Here is a 17,000-nt window from a genome sequence, read left to right as displayed (position 1 = left end):
CCATGGTCGGGGGCGACCCCGGCCAGCTTCTAGTTTTGTTTTCGGAGTATAATAATGAAATCTTTTACCCCCTCTAAACTTGTGCGTTCAAAGATAAACCACGCAGTGCTTGCAGCATTAGTTGGCTTATCAGTGAATACTGCCTATGCAGCGGATGAAGCACAAGAAATTGAAGAAGTGGTTGCTGTAGGACAGCGTTTAAAAGGGAGTGCTGGCGCGGTTCTTCAAGAGCGTCAAAATCAAGCTTTCGTTGCTGATATCATGGGTGCAGAGCAAATCTCTCGTACTGGTGATGGCGATGCTGCATCGGCACTTCGTCGTGTAACAGGTTTGACACTTGTTGATGGCAAGTTCATTTATGTTCGTGGTTTAGGTGAGCGATATTCGAGTACTCAGCTTAATAGCATGTATGTACCAAGCCCTGATCCAACTCGCTCAGTTGTACCGCTTGACTTATTTCCATCAGATATTATTGAAAGTCTTAGTGTTCAAAAATCGTTTTCACCCGATATGCCAGCGCATTTTGGTGGTGGTAACGTAAATATTAGAACCAAATCAATTCCGACTGATTTTTTATTTAAAGTCGATATTGGTACTTCTTATAACACCAATAACAGTGATACAGGCTACTTCTATGAAGGTGGTGATGATGACTGGATGGGACGTGACGATGGAACTCGCGCGTTACCAAGTGAGTTCATCGATGCCTTTTATGGTGCTGGCCTTGAGGGTGATATCAATACAACATTGGCTGAGCGCCAAGCATTGATGTCGGCTCTTGACTGGAATATTTCAGCAACTGAAAAAGACGTTGATCCTGAAATGAGCTTTTCAGTTTCACTAGGCGATCGCTTTGAAAGTGAAATGGGCACATTTGGTGTACTTGCTGCTGTTTCTTATGAAAATGAGTGGGAAGTAGCGCAAGAGAAAAGTGGCACCAACCTTGGCAGCTTAGGGTGTGAAGACAAGTGTTTTGCTCAGTATTACGATGGTACATCGACTGAACAAAATGTGCGTTGGAGTGGGACATTCAATATTGGTTATGAGTTTAATTCAAACCATAAAATTGAACTGACTAATATTGCCCTGCATGACATGCGTGACCGTGTTCGTAATCGTAATTTCTATGATGCCAACGAAACGGAAGAAGGTGTTCGTGATCTTCGCCGTGTTGATGTCGTGTATGAAGAGCGTGAAATGTTCTCTAGCCAATTAAAAGGCACCCACAACTTTATTGATTTTAACAACTTGTTTGTTGATTGGTATGCCGGTACAAGCCGTGCAAACCGTGATGCACCAGGTGGTGTAGATGCTGTTTTCCAACGTAACTATGACGATGGGGCGTTTGTATCTGAGCAATTACAGGACGTTTCTGCAACTAACGTGACACGTGAATTCCAAGTTCTTCATGACGAAGTTGATACCTGGGGTTGGAACATGGGTATGCCATTTTATGGTGAAGGCTATGAGCTTGAGCTAAAAGTGGGTGGCGACTTCTCTGAGAAAACACGTAACGCAAATAATACGACATTCGGTATTACACACCGTGGTATTTCAGATGATTATTCATTTGGCTCACGCTTAGATGAAATTTTCGCTTACGATAACATCAATAATGATGCTTTCTATGCAAGTTCAACGGGTTCAGGTATTTTCGACGACAGAACAACTGACGGTGATAAATACAGTGCGGCACATAAGCTAGATGCTTATTACTTTATGGCTGACTACTTCATCGACAACACTTGGCGTATTACTGGTGGTGTTCGTTGGGAAGATTTTGCGCAAGTATCAGTGCCATTTAAGGCGCATAGTAATTTGTTTGATGCGACAACTGATGAGTTAGCTGAAGTAGCTATCAAAGAAGATGACTTTTATCCATCTTTAGCTGTGACTTATATCATGGATGAAGAAATGCAATTTCGTTTAAATTTAAGCGAGACAACGATTCGTCCAGATATGCGTGATGTTAGCTCTACTTTCTTCGTTGACCCGTTAACGGAATTCCTTGTTCGTGGTTCACCGACATTACAAAGTTCAAAACTTAAAAATGCTGATTTCCGTTTTGAATGGTATATGGCATCAGGTAATAACCTATCAGTTGCATTGTTCTACAAAGACATTACTAACCCTATTGAAATGGTAGAGCTTGCGGGTGTTGGTGGTGCGGCACCACAGTTATTAACTGCTAATGCTGAATCAGGTGAGTTAACCGGTATTGAGGTTGATTTCTTAACTGATTTTAGCTTTATCAGTGCTGACTGGTCGAGTGTATTTTTGTCGGGTAACGTTACGCTATCTGATTCAAGTGTGAAACTAGGCATTGATGATTCTGACGGTGTTGATTCGTTGTTTGAGCAGCAATTAAAAGATGCACTTGATGCAGATACAGTGTCTAACATTGTTACTAACGATGAGCGCCGTTTAGTGGGTCACTCTGAGTGGGTAGCAAACTTGCAGATGGGTTATGACTCAGCTGATGGTTTCCATTCAACATCACTTGTTTATAACGTGTTTGGTCCGCGTATTATTGTACCGGGTACTCGCGGTAACGAAGATGCAGAAGAGAAGCCATTCCATTCGCTTGATTTAGTTTATTCTTACTTCCCGAACTTCAATACAAAAGTTAAGTTCAAAATTGAAAACATCCTTGGTCAAGATAAAGAAATTGAACAAGAAGGTTTATCACTTTGGAAGAAAGAAGAAGGCACTAAGTTTAGCTTAGGCTTCAGCTACGAGTTTTAATGAAACTCCCCCAAGGAAGGATACAATAATAAATCCTAACGTTGATTTAGCCCTGCAATAGCAGGGCTTTTTTGTTTCTGTATTGTCTATACCCAAACCACCTCAAGATGCAGAATTCAGCGTTTCACAGGTGCTTAATATCAAGGCGTTACTTTGCAAGCAGTCCCTTTTAAGAAGTAACAACGATGAGAGTAAGTGCCTGTGAAGCGCCCAAAGGGTTGGTTTAAAAGCGATTTATACTGCGTTATTGATTTTAACAATAGAACCACTATTACTTGCAATCAATGCCTTGCCTAAATCGCTTTTAATTCCAACTGAAACTCGCATCTTGAGGTAGTTTGGGTATATTAAACCATTGCGTGTTATGGTAGTTATAAGTGTTTAAACAGGGATTTAAAATGGACTTACGGTTAATTATAAATGGCAAAAAAGCGGCAGATGAGCAGCTTCGTGACGCCATCGGTAAATTTCGAACCATTGAGCCTCTTACGGTGCGTGTTACCTATGAAGGAGGTGACATTGAACGCTTTATTAATGAAGCCGTAGCAGAAGGCGTAAAACGTGTTGTTGTGGCTGGTGGCGATGGCACCGTTAATGAAGCAGTTAATGCATTAATGAAGTTAGAAAAATCACAGCGTTTAGAGCTTGCTATTTTACCTATGGGCACGGCGAATGACTTTGCCACAGCCGCCCACATTCCTCACGGGTACTTGCCAGCACTTAAACTTGCCGCCAATGGTCAGCCGCATGCAATTGATACGGTAGAGGTTGATGAGCGTTACTTTGTGAACGTAGCCAGTGCTGGTTTTGGGGCTAAAATTACCGCTACAACACCGCCTGCACTTAAGAACATACTAGGAGGTGGCGCATATACATTGGCAGGGCTTGTACAAGCGCTTAGTTTTGTACCTTACAGTGGCGAGTTAACACTGCCTGATGGTGAGCGTGCTTCGGGCGATATTATTGCTGCTGCCGTGTGTAATGGTCGCCAAGCGGGTGGTGGTCAGCTACTTGCGCCACATGCATACATAAATGATGGCTTGGTTGATTTAGTGGCGTTTACATCATTTGCAATTTCAGATGTGCCGGCGGTTATCGAAGAGCTAAGCAACTACCCTAATTCATCACAAAAGTGGGTAAAACGCTTTCAAGTGCCTTGGCTTGAATGGCAAACACAAACAGAAATGCCTATAAACTTAGATGGCGAGCCAATAACATCAAAACAACAAAGTTTTAAAGTACATGCAGGGGCGCTGAACTTGGTATTGCCAGACGCTTGTCCGATGCTAGGGCGTGCTGACCTTTTATGATTGATTTTGCAGCAGTGTGTTTGGTATTTAGGCAAGGCAGAGCCTGTGTAGTGTGGTTGTTCCACATAAATAGGCGATAACGCAGCATCAATGCCAAACACGCGGTGCCCTTCGGGTTCTTCCTAGGGGCGATTAACTCTTTGTTGCTCGATTTTTACTTAGCCCACTAGGTTACAAATCTCGCGCCGCGATTAAATCGCCCCTAGAGTGAACAAATTTCAATCCACAAAGGTTAGCACGCCCTAATAAACGATGATGAAAAATTTTGATGTTACTCGGTTTGCGCTGGTTTTGCTTGGGCCGCAATGCTAGATTACTTCTGTAAAAATTAAATTCTCACGCAATGGACTTTAATTTTTAACAGTTTAGGTAATTTGAATGAATCAAACAGTGGAACAAACAATGAAAAAAGTAGGATTAGTCGGTTGGCGGGGCATGGTTGGCTCTGTGTTATTAGAACGTATGCAGCAAGAAAATGATTTTTCTAATATCGACACGACTTTTTTCACCACCTCTCAAACCGGTCAATTAGGTCCTGATCTTGCTGGCCCAGCTAAACCGCTTTTAGATGCCAATGATATTTCTGAGCTTGCAAAGATGGATATTATTGTCACTTGCCAAGGCGGTGATTATACCAAAGCCGTTTACCCGCAATTACGCGAATCAGGTTGGCAAGGTTACTGGATTGATGCTGCATCGGCACTGCGCATGAGTGACGATAGTATTATTGTGCTTGACCCGGTAAATAAAGATGTTATCACAGCGGGCCTAGAACAAGGCGTTAAAACTTATGTTGGCGGTAACTGTACCGTATCACTTATGTTATTAGCACTTGGCGGTTTATTTGAGCAAGACTTGATTGAATGGGTTAGCCCAATGACATATCAAGCGGCTTCTGGTGCAGGTGCTCGCAACATGAAAGAATTAATTGCACAAATGGGTGCAATTCACGAAACCGTTGCTGATAAGCTTGCTGATCCTAACGCTGCTATTCTTGAAATTGACAAATTAGTCACCGAAAAAATTGCCTCAAGCGATTTACCGCAAGACCAGTTTGGTGTGCCTTTAGCAGGTAGCCTCATTCCTTGGATTGATGTACCAATGCCAAGTGGTCAAAGTAAAGAAGAGTGGAAAGCGCAAGTTGAAGCGAACAAAATTTTAGGCAGCAGCGAACAACCTATCCCTGTTGATGGCTTATGTGTTCGCATTGGTGCAATGCGTTGTCACTCACAAGCAATGACAATTAAGCTTCGCAAAGACATTAGCGTTGAGAAAATTGAAGAAATTCTTGCTTCTCACAATGAGTGGGTAAAAGTGATCCCTAATGACCGTGACATTTCTGCTACAGACTTAACACCTGTAAAAGTAACTGGCACACTGTCTATTCCTGTTGGTCGTATTCGTAAATTAGCGATGGGCCCTGAATATATCAGCGCGTTTACGGTTGGTGATCAACTGTTATGGGGTGCTGCAGAGCCACTTCGCCGCATGTTACGCATTATTGTTGATGGTCAACATTAATCACACAACTCAACATTAAGGCTAGCAGCTTGCTGGCCTTTTTTAGCACTAAAGGAAAGTAATGCACACGCCTAGTAAATGGAAAATGACACCCGAAAGAGTGTCGCAGTTTATTAAAACCTACAGCTTTGCATTAATGGTTGATAGTGAGTTTGAGGCAACTCATTTACCATTAGTTTATAAACCCGATGAGGGCGAGTTTGGGACCTTATATGGTCATGTTTCACGGGCAAATGGTCATGGTAAAAGCTTGCAAAATACTCGGGTATTAGTGGTTTTTAATGGGCCTCATAGTTATATATCTCCGACATGGTATGCAGAAAAGCCTGCTGTATCGACATGGAATTATGCTGTGGTTCATGCCAAGGGTAAGGTTGCATATCTTGATGATGAAAACACCTTAGCTTGCCTAGATGAGCTAATTAGGCAATACGAGCCAAGTATTTTAAACGATACCAGTTTGCTACCAGATGATTATCAAGCAAAGTTACTGCGGGGAATTGTAGGCATTAAAATTGAACTTGACTCAATTCAGGCAAAAGAAAAGTTAGGCCAGCATAAATCGGCGGCGGATCAGCAAGGTGTTGTAGCTGGGTTAAAGGCCGATAAACACCCTGATTGTCAGGCTTTACTTAGCTATATGCTAAAACACGAAGTAGGAATAGGCAGCTAATTTGCATCCAGCAAATGCTGCCAATTGGTTGGAAAGTACCTAGCATGGTTTTGTTAAAAGCATGTTAATTACTAAGGCTAAAGTTAGTACATTCCATGTTCCTGTCAACTAAATGACATATATATGAAGGTAAGTTTTGGGTATAGACAATAAAAATAGCCATAAACTGCACATTGATTTTATTAGCCCAATCTATTTTGCCCCATAAAAATAAACACTTATTTATTTGCTGAACTTCCAAGGCCTCACTATATTTTCTTAAGTACCTAGTTGGAAGTATGCTATGAATATCTCAAAAAAATTAAAGCTCGCTTTTGCATCAGCCATCGCGCTGCCGCTGATCATCATTGCTGCGCTTGTAATTACACAAACAAGACAGCAAGCTCTCGACAATTTTGCCGAGCTTAGTGAAAGAGAAGCCAGACAAGTCGATAATGGTATCAGTATGTTTTTTGCAGAAATTGAGAAAAATGTCGATTACCTTGCTTCTCATACCGCTATCTTAGACGCCAAGCAAGGCGTTAAAACCCATATGCAATCACCTAGTGCAGAGATGCTTGATCATTTAAGTGGCAGTAGCACCGAAAAAAACGCTTTTAGTTTGTTTGATCACTTTGGCGTAACGCACCCGGGACTTGCTTATATCTACATGGGTAATGAACAAGGTGGTTATATTCAATGGCCAGAGGGTGAAGTAACAGCAAATTATGACCCAAGAGTTAGGCCATGGTACGAAACAGGTAAAGCTGCAAATGGTAAAACAGTAAGAACCAATGCCTATTATTGGGCAGTAGATGACATGGTAATTGTTTCTACTGTTAAGGCAATTAAAGAAGAGGGCGAGTTTATTGGTGTGCAAGGCATGGATGTATCCTTGCAGGGGCTTACCGATATTATTGCGAACATTAAACTTGGTGAAACTGGCTATTTAATGCTGATTGAAGACAGTGGCAATGTACTCGTTGACGTTAAAAATGCTGATTACAGGTTTAAGCAGCTAGCACAAGTCAATAACGGAAAATACAAGCAGCTCGCTGAGAATAATCATGGTCAATTTGAAATAGACATTAATGGTAAAGATTACTTAGCGAATATTTATACCTCACAAAAACTAGGCTGGAAATTTATAGGCTTAGTTGAAAAATCTGAAGTGATGAGTGCCGCAAATGCAATGACGATTACTATTTTAGTCATCAGTGCAATTCTGATTGCTGTATTCATTCTAGTTGCTAGCTACATTTCTAAATTAATTTCAGCACCTATTGTTGAAGTAAGTGATGGCCTGACAGAAATATCGCAAGGTGGTGGTGATTTAACGAAACGTTTGGTTATTAAAACACGTGATGAAACGGCCAAATTAGTAAACAGCTTTAATTTATTTTTGAACCTGATATCGGATTTAGTTACGCAAATTAATGATTGCGCTCAAAATGTGAGTGATACCTCCGCACAAACATCATCACAGGCCGCACAACTGTCAGGCTCAACATCGCAGCAACAACAAGCTCTTGAAATGGCGGCCACAGCGATTAATGAAATGGCAGCGACTGCTAATGAGGTCTCTGCCAGTTGTGCAAATGCAGCTGAGCTTGCATCGCAAACTCAACAAGCCTCAGAGCTTGGACAAAGTGTTATTTCTCAGACTGTTGATAGCGTTGTATCTTTGTCTGAAGTGATCACCAAAGCAACTCAAGATATAAACCAACTTGATGCTGAAAGTGAAAACATCATGTCGATATTGAGCGTAATAAGAGGGATTGCAGAACAAACCAATTTATTAGCATTAAATGCGGCAATTGAAGCGGCGAGGGCGGGCGACCATGGCCGAGGCTTTGCGGTTGTTGCAGATGAGGTTCGTGCATTATCACAAAGAACATCTGAATCAACAGAAGAAATTGCAAGCCAATTAGACTCCTTACGAAAGATGTCTGATCAAGTGTCAAAAGAAATGACAACCAGCTTAAACCGCACAAATAAAACAGTTGAGTTAGCCCATTCAGCACAGCAACAATTTAGTGAAATAACCGCGTCAATTGTTAATATTAGCGATTTGAATACACAAATCGCGACAGCAGCTGAAGAGCAACAGCATGTAGCTGAAGACATTAATCGTAATGTGGTAGAGATTAAAAACGCGGCGGATGATGTCAGCGAAATTGCTGAAAGTGCAAGAGGCAACGGAGAGAAACTAAACTTATTATCGAACACGCTTACTGATTTAGTAGGTAAGTTTAAAGTTTAGAGTAGTTAAAATTATGCTTGGATACTAACCTTGTCCCTTTTTTGTTGATTAAATAGAGATTAAAGGTTAGTTTTTATGTTGGTATTATCAAACCTAAAGTAGAACATGCAGGGAAAAATATTTCAGCTAAACAATAACAAACAAACTATTTATATAGTTTTTATCATGCTATTTTTTACGCTGAGTCTCCACCTCCTCATAAGCTACCTTCAAGTAAATCATCAAAAGCAGTTTGCTGAATCTCTATTAACTAAAGCAGAAAATATATCGAATGATATAGTGGCTTCTATCCAAGAAGTCGCAACGCTATCTCCTAATAGATGTGACTCTGATTCCATCAACACATTACGTATAATTCTTTCAAAATATGAATACACTCATGACTTAGGTCTAATTTTTGATGGTAAGGTCGGTTGTTCAGCAAACTGGGGACAATTTGAAACTCCAATTTTATTTGCAAGAGAGTTTTATAGTTCTTCCTCGGGGTATCAATTCGCTTCGAAGGTAGGGAATATTTTCCCAGTTCCAGCTAGATACGATATAACAAAAAAAGACAACGTGATTGCTTTCACAATTAATGAACCATTTAAGAGTTTTGACCATCTTGAAAAAGGGTTTTCTTATAAAATTATTTCAAAAAATGAGAGCCATACTTTCCATAACTACAAATCTGAGTATCAGTTCAAAAAGGATACGTTATTAAATTCTCAGGAATTAAAAATTTGCAGTTCAAAATTCGAATACTGCGTAGAGACGCTAAATAATCGTCCAGGCCTACTTTATTTACCAATTTTTATCTCGTCATCACTTATATGTTTAATCGGGTTAATAAGTTTTTTAATTGCTTATTCTGTTATTTCATATTTTGATAAGAACTCTTCAATCGAGTTTAGGTTGCGTAAAGCTATAAAAAACGGTGAATTATATTTAGAGTACCAACCAATAATTGAGCTAAAAAATAATAAAATAATTGGTGTGGAGAGCCTAGTTAGATGGAAAGACGCCGTTCATGGAAATGTATCACCTGAACTTTTCTTAAGTATCGCAGAACAGTTAGGCTTGTACTCAACCTTAGCATATGACTTAGTTAAAAGAGCATTTGCAGAGCTTTCAGCTATTTTACATAGGGATCCCGAGTTCACAGTTGCGATTAATGTTAATGCGTACGAAATTAAAACTTCAGAGTATTTAGATAACCTATACGAACTTTGTATGGGTTATAAAATAAAGCCGCAGCAAGTAAAAATAGAAATTACAGAGCGAATAGGTTTGCCACTTGAAGAGTTATCTAACTTTGCAACACGGGCAAAGCACTATGGCTTTATTATTGCCCTTGATGATTTTGGAACAGGAGTATCTAACCTTGTGTGGCTCACTGAAATTAACTTCGACATCATTAAAATTGATAAAATATTAACACAATCAATAACGGATGAATTTAAACAGGATATGGTATTAGCCATTATGTCTCTGGTTACAAATCTTAATCGCTTGGTCATTTTTGAAGGGGTTGAGGTGTTTGAAGAATATAACTTCATAAAAGCTTTTAATCCTAATCATCAAATTCAAGGTTGGTATTTTTATAAGTCTTTACCATTAACCGAGCTAAATAAAGCACTGGATGGCCAGCAAGGATGACAATGAAAATAGAAAGTGTGAACACTGAAGATTTCCCAGAACTACTTAGTGTATGGGAAAACTCAGTTCGAGCGACACATGATTTTATAACAGAAGACGACATAGCCTTTTTTAAGCCCATTATCATTGAGCAGGCTTTTCCAAATGTTACTTTGAAGTGCATAAAGGATGAACAGAAAGCAATTTTAGGTTTTGTTGGTGTTCACGATAGCAAAATTGAAATGTTGTTCATTTTAGATGCTGCCAGAGGTGAGGGGATTGGCAAAGCACTACTTAACTATGCAGTCGAACAATTAGATGCAAGCAAAGTTGATGTCAATGAGCAAAACCCACTTGCAGTTGGGTTTTATCAACATATGGGGTTTAAAGTTATCTCACGCTCACCTTTAGATGATATGGGCAAACCATTTCCAATATTGCACATGAAACTCCCGTAGGAACGGATTTTGCCATGAACCATAAATGTTCGGCGTTAAAATACCTCCTACAAACTTTATCCTTGTGGCTTGCTAACTTCTCTTTTAACGCGCTAAAGCACGACCTACAACGCGCGAAACAAGTTTCACGCCTACGATTTAAAATATTGGGCTCTAGGATTTAGGCTCTAGGACGCGATGTAAAATCGCTGCTACTTGTTCGGCGTTGAAACGCCTCCTACAAACTTTACTCTCGTATCTTACAAACTAAAAAATCATTACTTGTCATACAAAATAATCTATTGTATTTTCAGGGGATTAAGGTTTAAAAATAAAAGGATTTTAGTAATGGTTAAACTAAATGGATTCACAGTTTTAATTTTGATTGCTATCAGTTCGCTAATAACTTATTTGGTTACTTCATCGAGCAACAATAGTGAGGTGACGGCTACCGTAATAGAGAGTCAAGTTAATAGTGATTCTAATAAAGAAGTGATCTCGGCAAATAACAAAGATATACATCAAAGCACTATTCAAGTTAAACAATTAGCCAGTTCAGAGCTTGAAGGTAATAAGGTGAGTGAAGAGCAAGGTCAACAAACGAATTTAGCTGATAGACATTTTTCATCATCAGAATCTGTTACCAATTCATTCATCACTGATAATGGGCAAATTAAACAGCAAAGCGTATTTGGCACAATCACAATTCCTGAATTTCATGACTTTTTGAATAATGTACGAGGTGCAGAAGAAACCGATAATTCAATAGTAAGAGAAGTTAAGCTGCTCGAGATGTTGAGTCAAATTCGCACAAACGACGTTTATGCTGAAGACTTTGCTTGTAGAGGTAAAGTCTGTGCTATGTCATTTCACCATGAGGCTAACTCTGATTTTGATCTTGATAAGTTGAGTACTTTTGATGAAAACTACCTTTTCACAAACACATCAAAAGATGAATCAGGTTCAACAGTGACAAGAGTCTTGTTTATTCAAACAGACAACCCATCTCAATTAGTTTTTACCAATGGCTAGTCTTTATAAGTCGCTATTTATGGCGACAAAACCTTGAACATTTTCATGTAGGAACGGCTTTTGCCGTGAACCATAAATGTTTGGCTTTGAAACGCCTCTTATAAACAAACGCGCGAAACAAGTTTCGCGCCTACGATTGAAAACAATAGGCGCTAGGATTCAGGCTCTAGGACGCGATGTAAAATCGATGCTACTTGTTCGGCGTTAAAACGCCTCCTGCAACTTTCATCTTGTAGCTTGCTAACTTTCCCCTTGAAACTTGTAACTTATCTTTTGCTTAATTTGCTTAATTTGCTTAATTTGCTTAATTTGCTTAATTTGCTTAATTTGCTTAATTTGCTTAATTTGCTGTTCGCGATATGCTGACATAACGAATATTGAATTACATTGGAATTGAAAATGAAGCTCAATCAGGTGACGTTACCTGTAAAAGATATGGATGAAGCGGTGGCTTTTTACTTAACACTGGGAATGATTCAGATTGTAGATACCCCGCATTACGCACGCTTTCAATGCCCAGATGGTGATGCCACATTTTCGCTGTCATTAGAAACCGATAATTATAATAATCATGCGGTCATTTATTTTGAACATGAGCAGCTCGATGAGCTCTACGCAAGCCTTGTTGAAAAAGGCATTAACTTTGAACAGCCACCAACCGCCCAGCGTTATTTATGGAAAGAAGCAATTTTAAAAGACCCATCAGGTAATAAAATTAAATTGTATTGGGCCGGAGAGAACCGCTTAAACCCACCATGGAAAGTAGAAAAAAGAGGATAAATTAAAGGCGCTAGGTCCTAGCGCCTAATATCTAAAAACTAACCTCTTAAAATGTTACTGCTTTTCTTTCAGTAATTGTTTTAGTTCGGCCATTTCAGCTTGTAGCTGAGCAATTTGTCCTTTGGTTGCAGGCATGTCGGCATCAGATGTTTGCTCTTCTCGAGCGTTGCGATGCTCTTCAGACATGACTTCTAAAATTGCACCCACCATCATGTTTAAAAATATAAAGGCAGTTAAGAAGATAAACGTTAGGTAGAAAATCCAGCTGAGTTCATACACAGCCATGGTCTCATACATGACATCAGTCCAATCCTCGAACGTTGCAATCCTAAATAGGGTGAGCATAGAAATTGATACATCGCCCCATAATACAGGGTTTATATCAGCAAACAGCATGCTACCCATGGCGGCATAAATATAAAAAATCACAAACATAAGTAGGGCAATATAGCCCATTTGCGGAATAGCTTTTAAAAGCGAGTTAACCAGCAGTCTAAGCTCTGGGATCATAGATACTAGTCGCAGCACGCGGAAAATACGCAGTAATCGAGCGATAAAAATTGTTGATCCAGCTGCAGGATAAAGGCTACCGACCACGATTATGAAATCAAAAATATTCCAACCTTTGCTGAAAAAATCTTTAAAGCCACGGCTTGCGATAAAGCGGATCACTAGTTCAACTAAAAAGAATACCGTGATACCTACGTCCATCCAATGTAAAGCAAGCTCAGCTGTAGGATGTAATGAATAGGTATGTGCACCCACTGTTAGTGCTGAAATAACAATGACAGCGATAACAAATGATTGAAAAATTTTACTTTTATCGATACGCTGAAACAGCTCTTGTAACTGCGACAACATCATATAGAACCCTTTGGTAATAATATTTAAACCCACGCAATATACAGGAAAAAACAGCACCAATGTATAACTACATAAAGGAAATTTAATGTTTTTTAATGCTTTAAAATTGGCCATCATCGCGACTGTTGTAGTGCTTTTGTCAGCTTGTAGCTCAGACGCCCGTTATCATGAAATTCAATCGGCGCGTTTAAGTGAATGCAATCATATGGCAGATAAAGAGTACCATGAGTGTGTAAAGCGCCAGCAAGATGGCTACGAAGAATTTAAAAAACAACAAGCAGAACATGACTAAAACTGAAAAGCGCCAAGATAAGGCTATTCGAGTTGCGTTAACGCAAGCGTGCGAACAAGCAAAAGAACAAGTACACGAATTTTCATGGTTAACTCATACTGCTGATCTAAAAAAACTACCCCAATCGCTGAGAGTAAGTTGTTACTGTAAAGAGCTGCCGATTACAGCTGAGCAAACCCAGTTAATTAGCAGTCTAATTATCAAAGAATTGAGTGCAATAGATTTAGCGATCAATCCAAAAGCAATTGCGTTTTTAAAGGAATAAAAATGAATTTAAATTTAACCCCTAAACAGATGGTTAGGTTAAACCTAGCTCTTGCTGTGTTGTTTTGTATTATTGGTGTGTACAGCTTGCAATCAGACTCATTACCTATTTCAAGTTTTACTGGTTTTATATTTGCTATCGGTTTTTTGGCACAGGCCTATCGCTATACAGAAAAGTTTGTAGCCAAAACAGCCCTTAGTAAAACACTCACAGCAACAGACACAAGCCTCACGGTTAAGCAGGTGAATTATGGCGAGCAAGTAGAGACTCTTGAGTTGAGCCGTATTACACAATTGAAAGTTGCTGATAACTATTTAGCTGTCATTTTAGATGGCAACGGCCAAGGCTTCGATTTTCAAATTAAAGGCAAAGCTCAAGCCATTACTGAACGTTTAAATGAAATATTGCCAAAGGAGCTGCTTAAAAACAGCCCAATCAAACAGGTTTAATTTGGTAAGCCAGCTGCAAATGGCTATAATCGGCAAAAATTATTGAAAGAGATATAGCAATGGCAGTGCCTACGCGTTCACAAATTTCAATTGGCTGCGAAGTCAACATTGTATTAAAACAAGATCAACGAACTGGTCAGTTAACTCAAGGTATAGTGTCACGTATTTTAACTAAGTCACCGAATCACCCGCATGGTATTAAAGTTCAACTTGATGATGGTCAAGTAGGGCGCGTGAAAGAGATTTTATCATGAGTGTTTTAAGCGAAAGTGAATTTTGGCAACTCGTGACCGCCGAAGATAAAACTGCCGAGCCTGAGTCTGTTTGTAATGCATTAAAAGCAAAACTGACTGATTTATCTGACGAACAGCTGATGGAATTTGATAAGCAGTTTAACCTACGTATGCGTAAAGCCTATACCTGGGACTTATTTGGTGCAGCTTATGTAATGGCCGGTTGTAACGATGATTATGGCTTTTCTGAGTTTTTATGTTGGCTTATTTCACGTGGTGAACAGGCTTTTTTAAAGGCGCTTGAAAACCCAGACTCAATTGCTGAGTGTACGCCAGTTTATCATTTAAACGAACAACCTTACCCATATTTAGATGAGTACGACTTGATTGCCGGTATGTTGTACGAAGAGCGTAATGATGACGAATTACCCTTTGTGCCATCAGGCCTTGAGCAACCAAAAGGTAAACGTTTTAAAGATAAAGCAAAGTTTTTAAAACAAACCTACCCAAATTTATACGCCAAGTATTGGCAACAACCGAGTTAAATAAAAGCACCTAAGGGTGCTTTTTTATGTCTTTATACTTACTTGTCTATGGCTTTTAAGTAATTTCTTAGTACCCAAATCCATTCACTTTGTGTTATCTTATTAATGCTGAATTCAGCACTATTTACAATATAAATCAGCAGACTAGATTAAATCGGTTTGCTACAACACATATCAAAGGAAATGACAGTGTCAGAAAATGTATATCAAGCCCCAGAAGCAAACCTCGCTACAGCATCAACAGAAACAACCACTTTAAGCATAAAAGAAATTTTGTTTTCTTTTAAAGGACGTATTCCTCGTAAGACTTATTGGTATTCAGCATTAGGTATGATTTTAGCTTCATTTGTTCTTATGTTTTTAGTAGCACTATTAACAGGTGGTAATGAGTCTGCTATTTCTGTAATCATGCTTATTCTCTATATTCCGCTAATATGGGTTTCGCTTGCGATTCAAGTGAAACGCTGGCATGACCGTAATAAATCAGGTTGGTGGGTACTAATTAGTTTTGTGCCATTAATTGGTCCTATCTGGGCTTTAATTGAAAATGGTTTTTTAGCTGGTGATGAAGCTGAGAACCGTTTTGGTCAACCTACTAGCTTATAAGCTATACTGTGTGCTCTGAATAACAGAGCACACAAAGCCAACTTGTCTAATGAAGCATTTAAATACGATTCAAATAGCTCGATTTATAATTAGCTTTAGTTGGCTTTATCATGGGCTGATGCCAAAGCTTATTCACATTGCCCCCCTAGAGCTAAAAATGACAGCCAGTTTTGGTTTTAATCCCGAAATCTCAACGCTCATCACCCGAGCAGCTGGCATAGGTGAAATTATATTTGCCGTGCTGTTTTTTATTTTCTACCGTTCCATCTTAATCAATATTCTCAATATAGCTGCTTTAGTTGGGCTAATGCTGTTTGTTGCTGTTTTACAGCCCGCACTTTTAATCGAAGCGTTTAATCCTGTAACTACAAACCTTGCCATAATCGCGTTTAGTCTAGTGCTTATAAATGAGCAAAAAGCGTCAAAAAAGTAATAAAGCCTAAACCGCGTAACAGCGCTTAATTTCGTCAATCATAGCATTTGCTAAAGGCGAGCTGGCGTTTGTTTTTGAGGTGATTAATACCACAGGAATATCGTAGTGATATTTGTTTGGCTGAACAGCCTTAAAAATGCCTTTATCGACCCAGAACTGTGCATAGTGATCAGGTAAATAACCAATAAACTCACCAGATAAAATTAAATGTGCAATCCCTTCATCATGGTAGGCAACGGCACTATTTTGATAGTTTAAGCCATCATTTCGGCTTTCTTTATCACGCATGTAGTTACTGGTAATCACTTCAGCTTCTTTGAGCAGCTCATTTATTTTCTTGTCTTCACAATTAAATAACGGGTGACCGACTGCGCAATACAGAAAGTTGGTTTCGTTATGTAGGGCGGTGTAATCTAATCCGCGAATATGATGGCGGCTAACACCAATCCCCACTAACGAGCGGCCATTGGCTACTGCGGTTTCTACCTCTCGTGCTTCACATACGTTAATATCGAACTGAATGTTTTTACCTTTTCCTTTTAACCTTGCAATAGCACGGGGAACGGCACAGCGTGGATCGCTAACCATGGTATCTATCATAGCGATACTTAAACGTCCAGATAACTCATTTTTAGAGCTTGCTACAGTATTAGCAAACGCTTCGCATTGCTGAAGCAGTTCAATCGATCCCTGATAGGTGATAGCTCCTGCATCTGTAATTTCAAAGCCACTACGGCCACGTTTACATAATTTAATGCCAAGCCTTACCTCTAAATCAGATAAATGTGCACTGATGGTTGAACGGCCAATATTTAAACGTGACTCTGCGGCTGAAAGCCCGCCACACTCAACAATTGCTACAAAAACGCGCAATAAGCGCAGGTCTACGTCATGAACTTGCATAGCTCTTCTTTTAGTTCGATAAATCTGGAATGAATAACGATAATTATGCATTT

Annotated in this window: 18 protein-coding genes; 16 read left to right on the top strand and 2 right to left on the bottom strand. The window is 39.4% G+C overall.

Annotated elements, in window-relative coordinates:
• Positions 1-54 precede the first annotated feature (54 nt).
• The 9 genes from J3455_RS01330 to J3455_RS01290 all read left to right on the top strand — a co-directional run bounded on the left by J3455_RS01330 (position 55) and on the right by J3455_RS01290 (position 12,357).
• A complete protein-coding gene (locus tag J3455_RS01330; protein ID WP_130052549.1) occupies positions 55-2,745 on the top strand; it encodes a TonB-dependent receptor domain-containing protein in 2,691 nt (896 codons plus the stop codon).
• 398 nt (positions 2,746-3,143) lie between these two features.
• Positions 3,144-4,055, top strand: coding sequence for a lipid kinase YegS (yegS, locus tag J3455_RS01325; protein ID WP_349560830.1), 912 nt, complete (start codon positions 3,144-3,146; stop codon positions 4,053-4,055).
• Positions 4,056-4,433: 378 nt separating this feature from the next.
• Positions 4,434-5,576, top strand: coding sequence for an aspartate-semialdehyde dehydrogenase (gene asd, locus J3455_RS01320; protein WP_130052545.1), 1,143 nt, complete (start codon positions 4,434-4,436; stop codon positions 5,574-5,576).
• Positions 5,577-5,637: 61 nt separating this feature from the next.
• On the top strand, positions 5,638-6,249 hold the full coding sequence (locus J3455_RS01315; protein WP_167658887.1) for an FMN-binding negative transcriptional regulator: 612 nt from the start codon (positions 5,638-5,640) through the stop codon (positions 6,247-6,249).
• 283 nt (positions 6,250-6,532) lie between these two features.
• Complete coding sequence (locus tag J3455_RS01310; RefSeq protein ID WP_349560828.1) at positions 6,533-8,491, top strand: methyl-accepting chemotaxis protein; 1,959 nt, start codon at positions 6,533-6,535, stop codon at positions 8,489-8,491.
• 105 nt (positions 8,492-8,596) lie between these two features.
• Positions 8,597-10,129 carry an EAL domain-containing protein gene (locus J3455_RS01305; RefSeq protein WP_349560826.1) on the top strand — a complete coding sequence of 511 codons (1,533 nt, stop codon included), beginning with the start codon at positions 8,597-8,599 and terminating at the stop codon, positions 10,127-10,129.
• Between the two features lie 2 nt (positions 10,130-10,131).
• Positions 10,132-10,566 (top strand): GNAT family N-acetyltransferase, encoded by a 435-nt coding sequence (locus tag J3455_RS01300; protein ID WP_256853841.1) that lies wholly within the window; start codon positions 10,132-10,134, stop codon positions 10,564-10,566.
• Positions 10,567-10,893: 327 nt separating this feature from the next.
• The gene (locus tag J3455_RS01295) at positions 10,894-11,577 is read left to right on the top strand and encodes a hypothetical protein (protein WP_256853840.1); all 684 of its coding nucleotides are present in this window, start codon (positions 10,894-10,896) and stop codon (positions 11,575-11,577) included.
• Positions 11,578-11,976: 399 nt separating this feature from the next.
• The gene (locus J3455_RS01290) at positions 11,977-12,357 is read left to right on the top strand and encodes a VOC family protein (RefSeq protein ID WP_130052532.1); all 381 of its coding nucleotides are present in this window, start codon (positions 11,977-11,979) and stop codon (positions 12,355-12,357) included.
• 54 nt (positions 12,358-12,411) lie between these two features.
• On the opposite strand, the gene J3455_RS01285 is transcribed toward J3455_RS01290, so the two are convergent.
• The gene (locus J3455_RS01285) at positions 12,412-13,218 is read right to left on the bottom strand and encodes an ion transporter (protein WP_175580486.1); all 807 of its coding nucleotides are present in this window, start codon (positions 13,216-13,218) and stop codon (positions 12,412-12,414) included.
• 88 nt (positions 13,219-13,306) lie between these two features.
• Here J3455_RS01285 and J3455_RS01280 point away from each other — a divergent pair, with 88 nt between their 5' ends.
• From J3455_RS01280 to J3455_RS01250, 7 genes are all read left to right on the top strand, one after another.
• Positions 13,307-13,513, top strand: a complete 207-nt coding sequence (locus J3455_RS01280; protein ID WP_130052529.1) for a hypothetical protein — start codon at positions 13,307-13,309, stop codon at positions 13,511-13,513.
• Positions 13,506-13,778: a hypothetical protein gene (locus J3455_RS01275; RefSeq protein WP_130052527.1), complete on the top strand. Its 273-nt coding sequence runs from the start codon at positions 13,506-13,508 to the stop codon at positions 13,776-13,778. The genes J3455_RS01280 and J3455_RS01275 overlap by 8 nt, the downstream gene beginning before the upstream one ends.
• 2 nt (positions 13,779-13,780) lie before the next feature.
• Positions 13,781-14,227, top strand: coding sequence for a hypothetical protein (locus J3455_RS01270; RefSeq protein ID WP_349560824.1), 447 nt, complete (start codon positions 13,781-13,783; stop codon positions 14,225-14,227).
• Positions 14,228-14,286: 59 nt separating this feature from the next.
• Positions 14,287-14,481, top strand: a complete 195-nt coding sequence (locus tag J3455_RS01265) for a YwbE family protein (protein ID WP_130052523.1) — start codon at positions 14,287-14,289, stop codon at positions 14,479-14,481.
• Positions 14,478-15,005: a DUF4240 domain-containing protein gene (locus J3455_RS01260; protein ID WP_054563820.1), complete on the top strand. Its 528-nt coding sequence runs from the start codon at positions 14,478-14,480 to the stop codon at positions 15,003-15,005. Before J3455_RS01265 ends, J3455_RS01260 begins: the two co-directional genes overlap by 4 nt.
• Before the next feature lie 189 nt (positions 15,006-15,194).
• Positions 15,195-15,611, top strand: a complete 417-nt coding sequence (locus J3455_RS01255) for a DUF805 domain-containing protein (protein ID WP_205987947.1) — start codon at positions 15,195-15,197, stop codon at positions 15,609-15,611.
• Between the two features lie 49 nt (positions 15,612-15,660).
• Entirely contained in the window at positions 15,661-16,044 is a 384-nt protein-coding gene (locus J3455_RS01250) for a DoxX-like family protein (RefSeq protein ID WP_349560822.1), read from the top strand.
• A gap of 6 nt (positions 16,045-16,050) precedes the next feature.
• Here J3455_RS01250 and J3455_RS01245 read toward each other — a convergent pair whose 3' ends face one another.
• Positions 16,051-16,947 (bottom strand): LysR family transcriptional regulator, encoded by an 897-nt coding sequence (locus tag J3455_RS01245; protein WP_349560821.1) that lies wholly within the window; start codon positions 16,945-16,947, stop codon positions 16,051-16,053.
• Between the last annotated feature and the right edge of the window lie 53 nt (positions 16,948-17,000).

The organism is Pseudoalteromonas sp. NFXS39, assembly GCF_040148775.1.
GTDB lineage: Bacteria > Pseudomonadota > Gammaproteobacteria > Enterobacterales > Alteromonadaceae > Pseudoalteromonas > Pseudoalteromonas apostichopi.
The sequence above is the reverse complement of the archived record's forward strand: the minus strand, read 5'-3'. Positions and strand labels throughout refer to the sequence as shown.